Source organism: Collimonas sp., from assembly GCF_039923675.1.
GTDB lineage: Bacteria > Pseudomonadota > Gammaproteobacteria > Burkholderiales > Burkholderiaceae_D > Collimonas.
The window spans coordinates 1-15,273 of record NZ_JBDTCG010000067.1 but is presented as its reverse complement, the minus strand read 5'-3'; the positions used below and the strand labels follow the sequence as shown (position 1 = coordinate 15,273).

At 60.0% G+C, this 15,273-nt stretch carries 14 protein-coding genes; 8 read left to right on the top strand and 6 right to left on the bottom strand.

Going from position 1 to position 15,273, the window contains the following annotated elements:
* Positions 1-66: 66 nt before the first annotated feature.
* From ABI171_RS14540 to ABI171_RS14525, 4 genes are read right to left on the bottom strand one after another with little or no spacing between them, the layout of a single operon-like run.
* On the bottom strand, positions 67-2,103 hold the full coding sequence (locus ABI171_RS14540) for a sodium:solute symporter family protein (RefSeq protein WP_348093259.1): 2,037 nt from the start codon (positions 2,101-2,103) through the stop codon (positions 67-69).
* Positions 2,100-2,369 carry a DUF4212 domain-containing protein gene (locus ABI171_RS14535; protein WP_348093258.1) on the bottom strand — a complete coding sequence of 90 codons (270 nt, stop codon included), beginning with the start codon at positions 2,367-2,369 and terminating at the stop codon, positions 2,100-2,102. Before ABI171_RS14535 ends, ABI171_RS14540 begins: the two co-directional genes overlap by 4 nt.
* Positions 2,370-2,402: 33 nt before the next feature.
* Positions 2,403-3,968, bottom strand: coding sequence for a sensor histidine kinase N-terminal domain-containing protein (locus ABI171_RS14530; protein WP_348093257.1), 1,566 nt, complete (start codon positions 3,966-3,968; stop codon positions 2,403-2,405).
* A gap of 34 nt (positions 3,969-4,002) precedes the next feature.
* Positions 4,003-4,746: a response regulator transcription factor gene (locus ABI171_RS14525; protein WP_348093256.1), complete on the bottom strand. Its 744-nt coding sequence runs from the start codon at positions 4,744-4,746 to the stop codon at positions 4,003-4,005.
* Positions 4,747-4,830: 84 nt separating this feature from the next.
* Here ABI171_RS14525 and ABI171_RS14520 point away from each other — a divergent pair, with 84 nt between their 5' ends.
* From ABI171_RS14520 to trpS, 3 genes are all read left to right on the top strand, one after another.
* Positions 4,831-5,241, top strand: coding sequence for a hypothetical protein (locus ABI171_RS14520; RefSeq protein ID WP_348093255.1), 411 nt, complete (start codon positions 4,831-4,833; stop codon positions 5,239-5,241).
* Positions 5,242-5,449: 208 nt separating this feature from the next.
* Positions 5,450-6,394 carry a Tim44-like domain-containing protein gene (locus ABI171_RS14515; protein ID WP_348093254.1) on the top strand — a complete coding sequence of 315 codons (945 nt, stop codon included), beginning with the start codon at positions 5,450-5,452 and terminating at the stop codon, positions 6,392-6,394.
* A gap of 163 nt (positions 6,395-6,557) precedes the next feature.
* On the top strand, positions 6,558-7,592 hold the full coding sequence (trpS, locus tag ABI171_RS14510; RefSeq protein ID WP_348093253.1) for a tryptophan--tRNA ligase: 1,035 nt from the start codon (positions 6,558-6,560) through the stop codon (positions 7,590-7,592).
* On the opposite strand, the gene ABI171_RS14505 is transcribed toward trpS, so the two are convergent.
* On the bottom strand, positions 7,589-8,512 hold the full coding sequence (locus ABI171_RS14505) for a LysR family transcriptional regulator (protein ID WP_348093252.1): 924 nt from the start codon (positions 8,510-8,512) through the stop codon (positions 7,589-7,591). The genes trpS and ABI171_RS14505 overlap by 4 nt on opposite strands.
* A 259-nt stretch (positions 8,513-8,771) precedes the next feature.
* Between ABI171_RS14505 and ABI171_RS14500 the strand changes: the two genes are divergently transcribed.
* From ABI171_RS14500 to ABI171_RS14480, 5 genes are all read left to right on the top strand, one after another.
* Positions 8,772-10,007 (top strand): acyl-CoA dehydrogenase family protein, encoded by a 1,236-nt coding sequence (locus tag ABI171_RS14500; RefSeq protein ID WP_348093251.1) that lies wholly within the window; start codon positions 8,772-8,774, stop codon positions 10,005-10,007.
* Positions 10,004-11,068 (top strand): phosphotransferase family protein, encoded by a 1,065-nt coding sequence (locus ABI171_RS14495; protein ID WP_348093250.1) that lies wholly within the window; start codon positions 10,004-10,006, stop codon positions 11,066-11,068. Before ABI171_RS14500 ends, ABI171_RS14495 begins: the two co-directional genes overlap by 4 nt.
* Before the next feature lie 41 nt (positions 11,069-11,109).
* Complete coding sequence (locus ABI171_RS14490) at positions 11,110-11,817, top strand: histidine phosphatase family protein (RefSeq protein ID WP_348093249.1); 708 nt, start codon at positions 11,110-11,112, stop codon at positions 11,815-11,817.
* A 124-nt stretch (positions 11,818-11,941) separates the two neighbouring features.
* Positions 11,942-12,712, top strand: coding sequence for an SDR family oxidoreductase (locus tag ABI171_RS14485; RefSeq protein ID WP_348093248.1), 771 nt, complete (start codon positions 11,942-11,944; stop codon positions 12,710-12,712).
* Positions 12,713-12,736: 24 nt separating this feature from the next.
* Positions 12,737-13,573: an SDR family NAD(P)-dependent oxidoreductase gene (locus ABI171_RS14480; RefSeq protein WP_348093247.1), complete on the top strand. Its 837-nt coding sequence runs from the start codon at positions 12,737-12,739 to the stop codon at positions 13,571-13,573.
* A gap of 56 nt (positions 13,574-13,629) precedes the next feature.
* On the opposite strand, the gene ABI171_RS14475 is transcribed toward ABI171_RS14480, so the two are convergent.
* Complete coding sequence (locus ABI171_RS14475) at positions 13,630-15,150, bottom strand: aldehyde dehydrogenase family protein (RefSeq protein WP_348093246.1); 1,521 nt, start codon at positions 15,148-15,150, stop codon at positions 13,630-13,632.
* Positions 15,151-15,273: the final 123 nt, after the last annotated feature.

Here is a 15,273-nt window from a genome sequence, read left to right as displayed (position 1 = left end):
CTCAATGCGGGGTACTTCAAAAGCAACTGCAACTGCAACTGCAACTTCAAAAGCAACCGCAACCGGTTACGGTGCGCGGATTTGATTTACTAGTGTCAACGCGCGCGGGTCTGGTGGCGGGGTCAGCAGGCTGACCACAATCAGGGCCAGTAATCCGGCGGGCACGCCGAACACGCCGGCCGCCATCGGCGCTATGTGGAACCATTGGCCGCTGGCTGAACCGCCCAGCGCTGGATAGGTATGCAGCATGTAGTACACGCAGGTGGCGAAGCCGACTACGATGGCGGCCATTGCTCCTTCCTGGTTGCCGCGCTTCCAGAATACGCCTAGCGCCAGCACGGGAAACAGGGCGGACGCGGCCAGCGAAAATGCGGCGCCTACCATCGACAGGATGTCGCCGGGCTTCAATGACGCGGTGTAGGCTGCCAGCAGCGCTACCACTAGCAACAGCAACTTGGACACCGTCACCCGCTTGGCGGTCGAGGCTTGCGGGTCGATCATTTTGTAATAGACGTCGTGCGACAGGGCGTTGGAAATCGTCAGCAGCAAACCGTCGGCGGTCGACAGCGCTGCGGCCAGGCCGCCGGCGGCGACCAGGCCTGAGATGTAGTACGGCAGCTTGGCGATCTCCGGCGTCGCCAGCACGATGATGTCGCCGTCCAGCACGATTTCCGAGAGCTGCACGATGCCGTCGTGGTTGATGTCGGTAATGCTGACCAGCGGATGCGCCTTGTCGATATTGGCCCAGTACGAGACCCACTCCGGCAGGTGCGAATAGTCGGAACCCACCAGCGAGGTGTAGATGTAGTATTTCACCAGCACCGCCAGCGCCGGCACCGTCAGGTAGATCAGCAGGATGAAAAACAGGGTCCAGAATACCGATTTGCGGGTTTCCTGCACCGATGGCGTGGTGTAGTAGCGCATCAGGATATGTGGCAGGGCGGCGGTGCCTAGCATCAGGCAAAACACCAGGGCCAGGAAATTGTTGCGCTTGATGTCCGAGGCTTCCGGGCTGCTGGCGGCAAACGGTGTGGCTTGCGGAACCGGCGGTTCGGCGCGCGCCAGGTAGTTTTCCTTCTCCTGCTGCCAGCTGCGCTCGGCTTCTTCCGGCGTTTTGGGATAGCTGCTGAGGGCGCGGCTGGCGGCGCGGATATCGATCAACGAGCCGTTGTTGCGCTTGAGTTTTTCCAGGAACTGTTGCGCTTCGATGCGGCCCTGGTCCCAGGAGGTCGGCAGATTGCGCAGGCGGACATCGTAGGCCTCGGCTTTGGCCTTGAAGATCGCGCGTACCTGCATTTCTTTCGGATCGACATCCAGCTTCTTTTCGATATCGGTAATTTGCGTCAGCACCGAGCCGTAGGAAATCTGCGCCACCGGATTGTGCGTGTGCTGCCCGGACAGCCAGATCACTGGGATCAGATAGGCGAACAAGATGATGATGTACTGCGCGACCTGGGTCCAGGTAATGGCGCGCATGCCGCCCAGGAAGGAACACACCAGGATGCTGGCCAGGCCGAGAAAAATACCGACCGAAAAATCGACGCCGGTAAAGCGCGAAGCGATCAGACCGACGCCATAGATTTGCGCCACCACGTAGATGAAAGAAATCAGTATGGTGGCGATCACTGCCAGGATCCGCACCGGATTGCTGCTGGTGCGGCCGCGGTAACGCGCCGCCAGGAAATCCGGAATGGTGTACTGGCCGAACTTGCGCAAATATGGCGCGATCAGCAAGGCCACAAGGCAATAGCCGCCGGTCCAGCCGATGATGTAGGCGAGGCCGTCAAAGCCTTGCAGGTACAGGCCGCCGGCGAGGCTGATGAAGGTGGCTGCGGATATCCAGTCGGCGGCGGTCGCCATGCCGTTGAACAGTCCCGGCACGCGGCGGCCGGCGACATAGTATTCGGAGACTTCAGAGGTACGGCTCATGATGCCGATGCCGGCGTACAGCACCACGGTGGCAAACATGAACAGGTAGCCGATCCAGGTGCGCGGCAAGCCTTCCTGTTCCAGGATCGCCAGCACCAGCAGCAAGGCGATGAAGCCGCCGGTGTACCAGCTGTAGTAGCGCACCAGTCGCCAGAAGAAGGATTTATCGTTCATCGGTCGCCGTTGCGTTGTACATCGCTTTGATGGCGGCGGTCGATGCTCCGCATTTGCCAGGTATACACTGCGACGATCAGCAGATAACCCAGTGCCAGTCCTTGCGCCGCCATGTAAAACGATAGCGGCCAGCCGAACAAGGTCATGTTTGCCAGTTCACGGGCAAAGAAGATGACGCCGAAAGTCAGGCCGAACCAGACCAGCAACAGCGCCAGGGTCAATCGCCTGGTGCTGCGCCAATGGGTGGGAGGACGGTGTTTGAACATGAGGTTGGCTGGTCCGGAATCAGGATAGGGAAATCAGCGGAAATCCGCTTCGGCGGTCTTCAGCAAATGCAGGCTGACGCGGAACAGGCTGCCAGGCATTTCAGGGTCGGTGCTGCGCGGATTATAGGAAATCGTCACTTCGGCCTCATGCTGCAAGGCTATCTCGCGCACGATTGCCAATCCCAGCCCGCTGCCGCTGCTGCGATTATCGAGGATGCGGTAAAAGCGGTGGAATATCTGGTCGCGCTCGGCCGGCGGGATGCCGGGGCCGGTATCTTCGACTTCAAGGACTGCAAATTCGGCCATGCCGGTTTGCGGTTCCGCGCGCACGCGCACCGTGACGCTGCCTTCGACCGGCGTGTAGTGCAACGCATTGTCGATCAGGTTGCCGAGCAGTTCGCGCAGCATGAGCGGATTGCACAGCACCGGCAGCCGCTGTTCAGCCTGTTCGAAACCGAGATCGATACGCTGGGTGAAAGAAGCCTGGACCCAGTCCTGCACGACGTTACGGGCGAATTCGGAGAGATCGCGCTGCACGAAGGGCGCATTTTCCTGAGACTGGTTTTCCGCCCTGGCCAGCGACAGCAACTGGTTCACCAGCCGGGTGGCGGACTCCGAACTCTTCGCGAGCTGTTCCAGCGAGCGGTGGATATCTTCCTGGCGAGTCTGGCGCAGCGCCAGTTCCGACTGCATGCGCATGCCGGCCAGCGGGGTTTTCATCTGATGGGCGGCGTCGGCGATGAAACGCTTCTGGGTTTGCATCGAAAGCGATAGTCGCGCCAGCATGTCGTTCAGCGAACCCACCAGCGGTGAGATTTCTTCCGGCACCTGGCCCGCTTCGATCGGACTCAGGTCGTCTGGCCGGCGGGCGCGGATCCTTTGCTGCAATTCAGATAGCGGCGATAATCCGCGCGACAGTGCAAACCAGATCAGCGCCAGCACGATCGGCAGGATCAGGAATTGCGGCAGGATTACGCCCTTGATGATGGCGTTCGCCAGCCGCGCCCGCTTTTCCAGGGTTTCCGCGACCTGCACCAGCGCCGTGCGCGGCGCTATTTTTTCCGTCGCCATAGCATTGACCTCGGCGACGCTGCGCAGATCGACATAGGCGTAGGCGACACGGACGTCGGCGCCGTGCAAGATGGTATCCCGATGCTGCACCGTGCCTGGATGGGTAGCGTCATCCAGGGCATTTTCGGGTGGCATGATCAGGTCGCGGTCGCCCTCGATGATACGGCCTTGTGCATCGGTGATCAGGTAATACACATTGTCGATATCGTCGGCGCGCAGAAAATCGCGGGCCGGGCCGTTCAGGCGAGTGGTGACCTTGCCGTTGGTTTCGATGACCTGTTGCGACAACACCATGACGCTGTCGTCAAGGGCCTGGTCGAAAGGCTGGTTGGCGATCGATTTCGCCACCACATAGGTAATCGCGATGCTGATCGGCCACACCAGCAGCAGCGGCACCAGCATCCAGTCGAGGATTTCGCCGAACAGCGAACGCTGTACGCGTTCTTCGGCATGCGCCGGCGGCGCAGTGGCGGAATGGGTGGACGGCAGCGTATCCGGCGAGCGGGCGTCGGGCATAAGGTCGGACATAACCTCGGGCAAAGCGTCGGACATAATACAGGCCTTAGCGGCGGCGCGACGAGTCGAGTGGAGAGAAGGCGACTACGTTGCTTGCCGGGGCGGCCGGGCTGGCCGGCGGTTCGCTGATTTTTTCCAGGCAGTAGCCGAGGCCGCGCACCGTGGCGATCCGCACGCCGCCGATTTCGATTTTCTTGCGCAAGCGGTGGACATACACTTCGATGGCGTTGTTGCTGACTTCTTCGCCCCATTCGCACAGATGGTCGACCAGCTGTTCCTTGGATACCAGGCGGCCGGTGCGTTGCAGCAAGACTTCCAGCAAGCCCAGTTCGCGTGCCGACAGGTCCAGCATCTGTTCATTGATATACGCAATCCGCCCGACCTGGTCATAGCTCAGCGGTCCGTGCTTGATCACCGTTGGCCCGCCACCGGCGCCACGGCGGGTCAATGCGCGTACGCGCGCTTCCAGTTCGGACAGTTCAAACGGCTTGGCCATGTAATCGTCGGCGCCGAGGTCGAGCCCTTTGACTCTTTGTTCGAGCGAATCGGCGGCGGTCAGGATCAGTACCGGCAGGTGCGAATTCCGCGCACGCAGGCGGCGCAGCACTTCCAGCCCGCTCATCTTCGGCAAGCCGAGATCGAGGATCAGCAGATCGAAGTCCTGGGTCGACAAAGCGGAGTCCGCTTCCATCCCGTTCATGACGCAATCAGTCGCATAGCCAGACTGCCGCAGCGAGCGCGTCAATCCATCGGCTAATACACTGTCGTCTTCGGCAAGCAAAATGCGCATGATCGGGGTGTTTCCCTATAGGGTGGATGGAAGCTGCTTGTAGTCTATGGCGTTTCATTCTCATCAGCAAGACCGAATGTCAAATTGGCACGGCTGTTTGGTATAATCAGTGCACTTGATTTCGTCCGGACCTGGTTTACTGCTCTGATGCAACGCTTACTGATCCTTTTGCTGATATTCATACTACCTATGCAAGTCTTTGCAGGCATCCCTGAGTCCCAGGCAGATGCGATGGCGACGCTGTCATATACAGCTATGGTCCAGCAAAATGATTCTGCGATGCAATGCAACGCTGCCGACAGCGGCGGCTTGCAGGACGACGAGAATGGTGCCGCCGACGAGATTGAGATGCATGTTGATCTCGGCGACGAGACGGTGCCCGCATTTCCCTTCATATTTGCCGCCACGGCAATTGCCGCAACCCCCGCGCTGAGTAACGACAAGGCGCGCCAGCCACCGTTTTTGCCGCCGGCCGGACCTCCTCCCAGAGCTTAAGCGCCTTGACGCCGCTCGGATCTTCGATTCGGCGGCAGGCGCATAGCCCATCCCTTGCATCCAATTTTTGCCGATCAGTGCGCTGAGTTGCGTCTTTATGCGCGTCTCGTTTGCGGCATTTGATCGTCACCGCATGCACAGGAAAAATCAGCATTACCAGCAATACCTATGGCCATGTCGGACATGGCGTCAAATCTCAGGAGAAAGCATGAAAAAATTATTCGTCGCGCTGATCGTCGTTGCCATGACGTTCTCAGCCGGTATCGCCACCGTGGAAGCCAAACGCATGGGCGGCGGCAGTTCCTTTGGCAAGAAATCGCAAAGCATGAACCGCCAGGCTACGCCACCGCAAGCCGCCAAACCGGCCGCTGCCGTAGCAGCGCCTGCCGCGGCCGGCGCCGCCGCGGCAGCCAAGCCAAGCATGTGGAAAGGCATGCTGGGCGGCGCATTGCTTGGCCTCGGCCTGGGCGCATTGTTATCCAGCATGGGCCTGGGCGGTGCCATGGCCGGTATGATCAGCAACATGATCATGATCGCCTTGTTCGCGTTTGCCGCCATGTTCATCTACAAGCTGGTGCGCCGCAAAATGGCCAACGGCAGCTCGACCAACAACGGCATGCGCCCGGCATTCGCCAGCGCGGCGCCTTCCAGCTTCACGCCGGAAATCGCTTCGCGCATCGAGCAACCGATGCAACGCAACGCATTTGATGCCGCGCCTGCAACGGCGGCAGTCGGCGCCGGCGCTGCTGCAACAGCTGCAGCCTGGGGCGTACCTGCCGATTTCGATACGGCCGGTTTCCTGCGACACGCCAAGACTTACTTCCTGCGCCTGCAGGCAGCCTGGGACAAGGCCGACAGCAACGACATCCGTGAATTCACGACGCCGGAAATGTTTGCCGAACTGCGCATGCAATTACAAGAGCGCGGCGCTTCGGCAAACCATACCGATGTCGTGACGCTGGATGCCGAATTGCTGGGAATCGACACGATCGATAGCGATTACCTCGCCAGCGTCCGCTTCACCGGCATGATCAAGGAAGACGAAAACGTCGCGGCCGCTCCGTTTGCCGAGATATGGAATCTGTCCAAGCCGACCGAAGGACAGGGCGGTTGGATACTAGCCGGTATCGAGCAGGAAGAAAAAGCCAGCTAAACGATGTCTTTGTCGCCGTTGTAGATTGGGTTAGCGTAGCGTAACCCAACGTAGCGATCCTGAAAAAAAGCCGCCGGAGAGAAATCCCCTGCGGCTTTTCCATGTCAACAGCCCGGCTAGTGGCACAATATGGGGTTTTCAGGATATCGCTAAAGGAATTTCAATGAGTTTGCCAGCCACCGAGTCACCCAAATCCTCAGAATCTGCCGTCATCCTGACCGGCGATCGCCCCACCGGCCCTCTGCATCTCGGCCATTTCGTTGGCAGCCTGCGCAATCGCATCGAATACCAGCACACCTACAAGCAATTCATCATGCTGGCCGACGCCCAGGCGCTCACCGACAATATGGACGATACCAACAAGGTGCACCGCAACGTGGTGGAAGTGGCGCTGGATTACCTGGCGGTCGGCATCGATCCGGCCAAGTCGACCATCCTGATCCAGTCGCAGATTCCCGAGCTGGCGGAATTGACCTTTTATTACCTGAACCTGGTCACCGTGGCACGCCTGGAGCGCAACCCCACGGTCAAGGAAGAAATCCGCCTGCGCGGTTTCGAGCGCGATATTCCAGCCGGATTCCTGACTTACCCGGCCAGCCAGGCCGCCGATATTACGGCCTTCAAGGCGGCGCTGGTGCCGGTCGGCGAAGACCAGATCCCGATGATCGAACAAACCAATGAAATCGTCCGTCGCTTCAACCGCACCGTCGGCCGCGACGTACTGGTCGAGGCGAAGGCGCTGGTGCCGGAAATCGGCCGCCTGCCGGGTATCGATGGCAAGGCCAAGATGAGCAAATCGCTGGGTAACACCATCAATCTTGGCGCCACGGCCGATGAAATCCGCGCCGCCGTCAAACAGGTCTACACCGATCCGCTGCATCTGCGGGTGCAGGATCCTGGTCATCTGGAAGGTAATGTGGCCTTCCTTTACCTGGATGCGTTCGATCAGGATAAAGACGGTCTGGCGGAGATGAAAGCGCACTATGTGCGCGGCGGCCTGGGCGACAGCCTGGTGAAGGCCCGTCTGGAAGCTTGCTTGCAGGACTTGCTGGCGCCGATCCGCGCCCGTCGCGAAGAACTGGCCAAGGACAAGGGCCACGTCATGCAAATTCTCAAAGAGGGCACCGCCAAGGCGCGTGAAGTGGCGGCAAAGACTGCCGATGAAGTCAAGGCAGCGCTCGGCCTGTCTTATTTCTAAGCTGTCATCTCCTGCGCGGGGAATAGCTGGCTCAGCACCCCGCGCAGCCAGCGATTGGCCGGATCCAGCTCGGCATTGTCGTGCCAGTACAAATAGACATCCAACGGCGGCGTCGCCAGCGGCAGCGGGTAGATCCGGTTCGCCAAGTTGACGTTGGCGATTTGCGCGTAGTGCGCCGGCATGGTGGTGAGCAGGTCGGAACTGCTGGCCACCTGGCAGGCCGCATAGTAGTGCTGGCAGCGCAGAGCGATATGGCGCTGGCGGCCGATGCGCGCCAGTTCGACATCTTCCACCCCGGGCCCGGTGCGGCGCGACGACACCAGGATATGGCTTTGCGCCAGATAAGTTTCCAGATCCAGTCCGGCCGCAGTTTGCAGCGCCTGATGATCCTGGCGCGCCACCACCACCAGCGCATCGCGCGACAGCGGCGTGCTGCGTATTTCTCCCGGCCGCTGCAACAAGACATCGACCGCGATGTCTAGCGTGCCTGCCGCCAGCTCGGATTCAAGCTGCCGTCTTTCCACCCGCACTGAATTGATCTCCACCAGTGGCGCCTGCGCTTGCAGCAGTTGCATCAGCGGCGGCAGCAGGCGCGCCTCCAGCACGCCTGGCAAGCCAAGGTTGAAACTGCGCCGTGTCACCATCGGATCGAACTGGTTGCCATGCTTGACGCTGACTTCCAGCGTTTGCAGCGCTTGCCGCACCGGACCGATCAGCGAGCGCGTCATCGGCGTCGGCAGCATGTTGCTGCCTTGCCGGATAAACAAGGGGTCGCCCAGCAAGTCGCGCAAGCGCGCCAGCGCATGGCTGACCGCCGGCTGGGTCAGACTCAGCGCCTTGGCGGCGCGCGTGATATTGCCTTCAGCGTAGATGGTGTCGAGCACCACGAACAAGTTGAGGTCGATGCGGCTTATATGCATGAGATTAATTATGGTCTATGTAAATCATTCATTTGATGAATTATAGTGCTTACGGCACACTTCAACTAATTAGATGATCTCTAAACGTTCAGTCATCCCCGCGTACGCGGGGATCCACGTTTCCGTAAGTATTGGCACGCTAACGTTGGCAATATGGATTCCCGCGTGCGCGGAAATGACTCGGTCGGAAATGACCCGGTCGGGAATGAAGCAATACGCGTTATTTGGGATTCCCTTTCATCACACAGTCGAGGACGCAATGGATTTTTCCTATTCTCCCAAGGCCCGGAAATATATAGCACTGCTCAATGCCTTCATGGCCGAGCATGTGCTGCCCGCCGAAGCCGAGTATTTCAGCCAGCTCAAGCGCGGGCCGTTGCCATGGAATGTGCCGCCAGTGATGCTGGCCTTGAAAGCCAAGGCCAAGGAAGCCGGCCTGTGGAACCTGTTCTTGCCGGATGAAGAGTTCGGAGCAGGACTCAGCAATACCGATTACGCCCCGCTGGCGGAAATCATGGGCCGCTCGTTCATCGCGCCCGAAGTCTTCAACTGCAACGCGCCCGATACCGGCAACATGGAAGTGCTGGCCAAATACGGTTCGCCGGCGCAGCAAGAACAATGGCTGAAGCCGTTGCTGGCGGGCGAATGCCGCTCGGCGTTTTGCATGACCGAACCCGAAGTCGCTTCCAGCGACGCCACCAACATGCGCGCCACGGCGCTGCTCGACGGCGACGAGGTGCTGCTCAACGGCCGCAAATGGTGGAGCACGGGCATTGGCCATCCCAACTGCAAGTTCGTGATTTTCATGGGTCTGACTTATCCGGACGGACCCAAGCATGCGCAGCATTCGATGGTGATCGTGCCGATGGCGACGCCGGGCGTCAAGATCGAGCGCATGCTGCCGGTATTCGGTGCGCTGGACGAACCTTACGGCCACGGTGAAGTCAGTTTCACCAACGTACGGCTGCCGCTGGCCAACATCATCGCCGGACCGGGGCGCGGCTTTGAAATTGCCCAGGGCCGTCTCGGGCCAGGCCGCATCCATCATTGCATGCGTGTGCTCGGCGCGGCGGAAGTGGCGCTGGAAATGCTGTGCAAGCGGGCACTGACGCGTACCGCGTTCGGCAAGCCGCTGGCCGATCTCGGCGGCAATGCCGACATTATCGCCAATGCCCGCATGGCGATTGAGCAATCGCGTTTGCTGACGTTGAAAGCGGCATGGATGATGGATACCGTCGGCGCCAAGGCGGCGATGAGCGAAATCTCGCAAATCAAGGTGGTGGCGCCAAACGTGGCGCAACTGGTGATCGACCAGGCGATCCAGATACACGGCGGCGCCGGCGTTTGCGACGATCTGCCGCTGACGGCGCTGTTTGCCTATGCCCGCGTGCTGCGGCTGGCGGATGGTCCGGATGAGGTGCACCGCGCCTTGATCGCCAAGCTGGAACTGAAAGCGCAAGCGGCCAAGGCGGCGCTGCAAGGAGAGCACGCATGAGCTTGATCGACCAGGCTGGTGCGGTGCGTAGCGGCGAAGAACTGGACCTTGCCAAGATAGACGTTTTTCTGAAAGGCGTCGACGCCAGCCTGGAAGGCACACCGGCGGTAAAGCAGTTTCCGGGTGGCGCTTCCAATCTGACTTATCTTCTTAGCTACACCAATCGCGAGCTGATCCTGCGCCGGCCGCCGTTTGGCGCCAAGGCCAAGTCGGCGCACGACATGCTGCGTGAAGCGAACATCATGGCCGAGCTGAAGCCGGTCTATCCCTATGTGCCGGCGGTCATCGCGACCTGCCAGGACCGCGCCGTGATGGACAGCGATTTCTTTGTCATGGAACGGCTGCGTGGGATTATCCTGCGCGACAAATTACCGGCCGGGCTGACACTGAGCGAAAGCGATACCCGCCAGCTGTGCCTGAATGTCATCGACAAGATGATCGCCTTGCACCAGGTCGATTATCACGCCGCCGGCCTGGCCCATCTGGGCAAGGGCGACGGTTATGTGCAGCGCCAGATTGCCGGCTGGAGCGAGCGCTACCGCAAGGCGCGTACCGACGACGCCGTCGATTTTGAAGACGTGATGCGCTGGCTGGGCGACAAGATGCCGGCCGACGTCGCCACCTGCCTGATCCATAACGATTTACGTTTCGATAACGTGGTGCTGGATCCCGGCAATCCGCTACAAGTCATCGGCGTGCTGGACTGGGAAATGGCGACCCTGGGCGATCCACTGATGGACCTCGGTAACACGCTGGCCTACTGGGTGCAAGCCGACGACGAGCCGCAATTCAAGCAAATGCGCCGCCAGCCGACGCACTTGCCAGGTATGCTGACGCGCAAGGAAGTGATAGCCTATTACGGCGAGAAAACCGGTTACCGCACCGATCATTTCGACTTCTACGAAATCTACGGACTGTTCCGGCTGGCGGTGATCGTGCAGCAGATTTATTACCGTTTCCATCACGGGCAAACCAAGAATCCGCAATTTGCCTTTTTCGTCCACGTCACCAACTATCTTGAACAGCGCTGCAAGAACCTGATCGCGCAATCGACCATATGACCCTAGACCTGCAGATGGCAATCCAACGAGGGCGGCATTGAATGGCCGCGATCTATCTGGTAAGACACGGCCAGGCAAGCTTCGGCGCCGCGGATTATGACCAGTTGTCCGACCTCGGCGTGCGGCAATCCGCCATCCTCGGGCAGTGGCTGGCGCAAAGCGGGCAGGAGATGCCGTTGGTGGTCACAGGTAGCCATCTGCGCCATCAGCAAAGCAGCGCCGCATGTATCGAGGCGCTGGCGGCGCCGGCAGCCGGGCGTCAGCGCCGGATGATACAAGATGAGGGCTTTGACGAATTCGACCACAAGCAAGTGCTGGCGCGTTATATGCCGCAGTTTGCCGATGGCTTGTTCTCCGCCTATCTGGAACAGCAGGACAATCCGGAGCGCGCGTTTCAGCGGGTTTTTGTCAAGGCGGTCGCGCGCTGGGTCGGCGGTGAGCATGACGCCGAATACCACGAACCGTGGCCGGCTTTCAAAGCGCGCTGCAACGGCGCCATGGCCAGGCTGCTTGACCAGGTCGGCAAAGGGCAATCGGCCTGGGTGTTTACCTCGGGCGGTCCGATCAGCGTGATTTGCCAGCAGCTGCTGGGGATTCCAGACCGGCAGATTTTTGATGTGAACTGGGCGCTGGTCAACACCAGCGTGACCAAGCTGCTGTACCGGCCCGGCCGCGTCAGCTTGAGCTACATGAACAATTTTTCGCATCTCGAACGCGCATGCGATCCGACCTTAGTGAGTTACAGATAACGCGCAATTCTAAAAAGCTGTCATCCTCGCGAACGCGGGGATCCAGTTTGTTGCCTACCATGGATTCCCGCGTTCGCGGGAATGACGCGGGGCTTATTTCAGAGTATAAAAGGAGACAGAAAACATGGCAAACGCATCCATTTTTGATCTGAGCGGAAAAATCGCCCTGGTGACCGGCGCCAGCCGCGGCATCGGCGCTTCGATCGCCAAGACACTGGCGCAGCACGGCGCCCATGTGATCGTGTCCAGCCGCAAGGCGGACGCTTGCGAGAAAGTGGTGGCCGAGATCGTGGCTGCCGGCGGTACGGCAGAAGCCATAGCCTGCCATATCGGCGAAATGGTGCAGATCGAAACGTTGTTCCAGGGCATAGCCGGCAAGCACGGGCGGCTGGATATCCTGGTCAACAACGCTGCGGCCAATCCACACTTCGGGCCGATCGTCGAGACCGATGTCGCGGCGTTCCAGAAAACGGTGGACGTCAATATCCGCGGCTACTTCTTCATGTCGTCGTATGGCGCCAAACTGATGGCGCAAGGCGGTGGCGGCGCCATCGTCAATGTCGCCTCGGTGAATGGCGTCACGCCAGGCGTGTTCCAGGGCATTTACTCGATTACCAAGGCCGCGGTGATCTCGATGACCAAAGCCTTCGCCAAGGAATGTGCCGCCAGCGGCGTGCGCGTCAATGCCTTGCTGCCGGGTTTTACCGAAACCAAGTTCGCTGCGGCATTGATGGATAACCCGGCGATCCTGAGCAAGGCGCTGGAGCATATCCCGATGAACCGCGTGGCCCAGCCGGACGAGATGGCGGGCGCGGTGCTGTATCTGGTATCGCCGGCAGCCAGCTACACCACCGGGGTTTGCCTGAATGTCGATGGCGGTTATCTGCTGAACTGAAGCTTGGAACAACGGGAAAATCTCATGAAGAATTTGCATGGCAAGGTCGCGGTCATCACCGGCGCCGCAGAAGGCATCGGCAAAGGTATTGCAGTACGCGCCGCCGCTGAAGGAATGAAACTGGTGCTGGCCGATATCAACGCCTCCAAGCTGGAAGCGACGGTAGCAGAGTTCAAGGAGCAAGGCGTCGAGGTGATCGGCGTGCCTACCGACGTCGCCAAGGAAGAGCAGGTCAACGCGCTGGCGGAGCAGGCTTTCGCCAAATTCGGCAAGGTCCATCTGCTGATGAATAACGCCGGTGTGGCGGTCGCCAAGCCGGCCTGGGAAACCACGCAGAAGGACTGGGACTGGGTCATGGGCGTGAATTTTTACGGCGTTACCCATGCCTTGCGCGCTTTTGTGCCGACCATGCTGAAACACGTTGAGGAAGGGCATATCGTCAATACCGCTTCCATGGCCGGCCTGACCTCACAGCCTAGCCTGGCCAGCTACAACGCCAGCAAGCATGCGGTAGTGACGGTATCGGAGGGCTTGCATCACGATCTGGCATTGCGGCAATCGCTGATCAAGGTCTCGGTGCTGTGTCCGGGATGGGTCAAGACCGGTATCGGGCATTCGGAACGTAATCGCGAAGGTAAATCAGAGCAGGCAGCTTTCGATCCGGTGGCAGCCAAGGTAGGCATGGCGGTGCTGCAAGCGGTGGAGAATGGCATTCCTGTGACGCAGGTAGCGGCCGACGTGTTCGATGCAATCCAGTCGGAGCGATTTTATATCCTGACGCATCCCGAAATGAAACAGGCGATCCAGGTGCGTATGGAAGATATCTTGCAGCAGCGTGCACCGACGTTGTTGAAGATATAAAGAAAAAGGCCGGCTGAGATGGAAATCTCAGCCGGCCTTTTATAATTTATTGTCGCTTAGTCGATATCAAACTTCACGCCCTGCGCCAACGGCAAGGTGCGGCTGTAGTTGATGGTATTGGTGGCACGGCGCATGTAGGTTTTCCAGGAATCCGAACCCGATTCGCGGCCGCCGCCAGTTTCCTTCTCGCCACCGAAAGCGCCGCCGATTTCCGCGCCGCTGGTGCCGATGTTGACATTGGCCAGGCCGCAATCGCTGCCGCTGGCGGACATGAACGCTTCCGCTTCGCGCACATCGTTGGTGAAGATGGCGGAAGACAAGCCTTGCGGCACAGCGTTGTTGAGACGCACCGCATCTTCGAAATCATCGTAACTCAGCACATACAGGATCGGCGCAAAGGTTTCGTGATGCACGATGTCGCTCTGCTGCGGCATGCGCACCAGCGCCGGCCGCACATAGAAGGCATTGCTGTTATCGCCGACCTGTACCCGCTCGCCGCCGGTGACTACGCCGCCTTCAGCCTTGGCTTGCACCAGCGCGGCCTGCATGCTATCGAACGATTGCTGATCGACCAGCGGGCCGACCAGGGTTTCGGCTTCCAGCGGATCGCCCACCTTGACGCTGGCGTAGATACGCTCGATGCGGCTGACCACATCGGCATAGATGCTGCTGTGGACGAACAGGCGGCGCAGGCTGGTGCAGCGCTGGCCTGCAGTACCGACCGCAGAGAAAGTAATCGCACGCAAAGCCAGGCTCAGGTCGGCGGTCGGCGTAACGATCATGCCGTTGTTGCCGCCAAGTTCCAGCAAGCTGCGGCCCAGGCGTTCGGCGACGGTGGTGGCGACCTTGCGGCCCATGCGTACGCTGCCGGTAGCGCTGATCAGCGGCACCAGCGGCGAAGCGGACAAGCTAGCGCCGATTTCGGCGCGGCCCAGCACCACTTGGCACAGGTTGGCCGGCAGCAGGTCCGGACGCGATTGCGAGAAGCGCGCCACGGCTTTTTCATACAGGGCATGGACGGCGAGGGCGACTACCGGCGTCTTTTCCGATGGTTTCCAGATCACGGCATTGCCGCAGACCAGCGCCAGCGCTGCATTCCAGGCCCATACGGCAACCGGGAAGTTGAAAGCGGTGATGACGCCGCAAACGCCCAGTGGATGCCAGGTTTCCATCATGCGGTGGCCGGGGCGCTCGGAAGCGATGGTCAGGCCATACAGCTGGCGCGACAGGCCGACCGCGAAATCGCAAATGTCGATCATTTCCTGCACTTCGCCGATGCCTTCGGACAGGATCTTGCCGGATTCCAGCGTCACCAGCTTGCCCAGCGGCTCGCGATATTCGCGCAGCACTTCACCCAGGATGCGCACCAGCTCGCCGCGCACCGGCGCCGGCACCACGCGCCATTTTTCGTAGGCTTGATGGGCGTTCTTGATGGCGCTCTCGGTTTCTTGCACGCTATGTGCGCGCAGCGAAGCAATCACAGCGCCGTCGCGTGGCGAGCGTGAGTGCAGGTCATTGCCGGCGTGGGCGGAGAAGTCGAAACCGAGTTCAGCGAAGATGGTGGAGATTTGCGTCATTGGCAACCTTTATGATGTTCTAAGACGTCATTCCCGCGAACGCGGGAATCCATTTTACGTAGAAATTTGGATTCCCCACCTAGGTGACCGCGTTCGCGAGGATGACGGCGTTATTAGAGGAGA

Excerpts from the sequence above, each read along its gene's own strand:
- ABI171_RS14480 (WP_348093247.1), top strand. The coding sequence starts at position 12,737 with ATGAAGAATTTGCATGGCAAGGTCGCGGTCATCACCGGCGCCGCAGAA.
- ABI171_RS14500 (WP_348093251.1), top strand. The coding sequence starts at position 8,772 with ATGGATTTTTCCTATTCTCCCAAGGCCCGGAAATATATAGCACTGCTC.
- ABI171_RS14535 (WP_348093258.1), bottom strand. The coding sequence starts at position 2,369 with ATGTTCAAACACCGTCCTCCCACCCATTGGCGCAGCACCAGGCGATTG.
- ABI171_RS14530 (WP_348093257.1), bottom strand. The coding sequence starts at position 3,968 with ATGTCCGACCTTATGCCCGACGCCCGCTCGCCGGATACGCTGCCGTCC.
- ABI171_RS14525 (WP_348093256.1), bottom strand. The coding sequence starts at position 4,746 with ATGCGCATTTTGCTTGCCGAAGACGACAGTGTATTAGCCGATGGATTG.
- ABI171_RS14475 (WP_348093246.1), bottom strand. The coding sequence starts at position 15,150 with ATGACGCAAATCTCCACCATCTTCGCTGAACTCGGTTTCGACTTCTCC.
- ABI171_RS14485 (WP_348093248.1), top strand. The coding sequence starts at position 11,942 with ATGGCAAACGCATCCATTTTTGATCTGAGCGGAAAAATCGCCCTGGTG.
- ABI171_RS14515 (WP_348093254.1), top strand. The coding sequence starts at position 5,450 with ATGAAAAAATTATTCGTCGCGCTGATCGTCGTTGCCATGACGTTCTCA.
- ABI171_RS14490 (WP_348093249.1), top strand. The coding sequence starts at position 11,110 with ATGGCCGCGATCTATCTGGTAAGACACGGCCAGGCAAGCTTCGGCGCC.
- ABI171_RS14495 (WP_348093250.1), top strand. The coding sequence starts at position 10,004 with ATGAGCTTGATCGACCAGGCTGGTGCGGTGCGTAGCGGCGAAGAACTG.
- ABI171_RS14505 (WP_348093252.1), bottom strand. The coding sequence starts at position 8,512 with ATGCATATAAGCCGCATCGACCTCAACTTGTTCGTGGTGCTCGACACC.
- trpS (WP_348093253.1), top strand. The coding sequence starts at position 6,558 with ATGAGTTTGCCAGCCACCGAGTCACCCAAATCCTCAGAATCTGCCGTC.
- ABI171_RS14540 (WP_348093259.1), bottom strand. The coding sequence starts at position 2,103 with ATGAACGATAAATCCTTCTTCTGGCGACTGGTGCGCTACTACAGCTGG.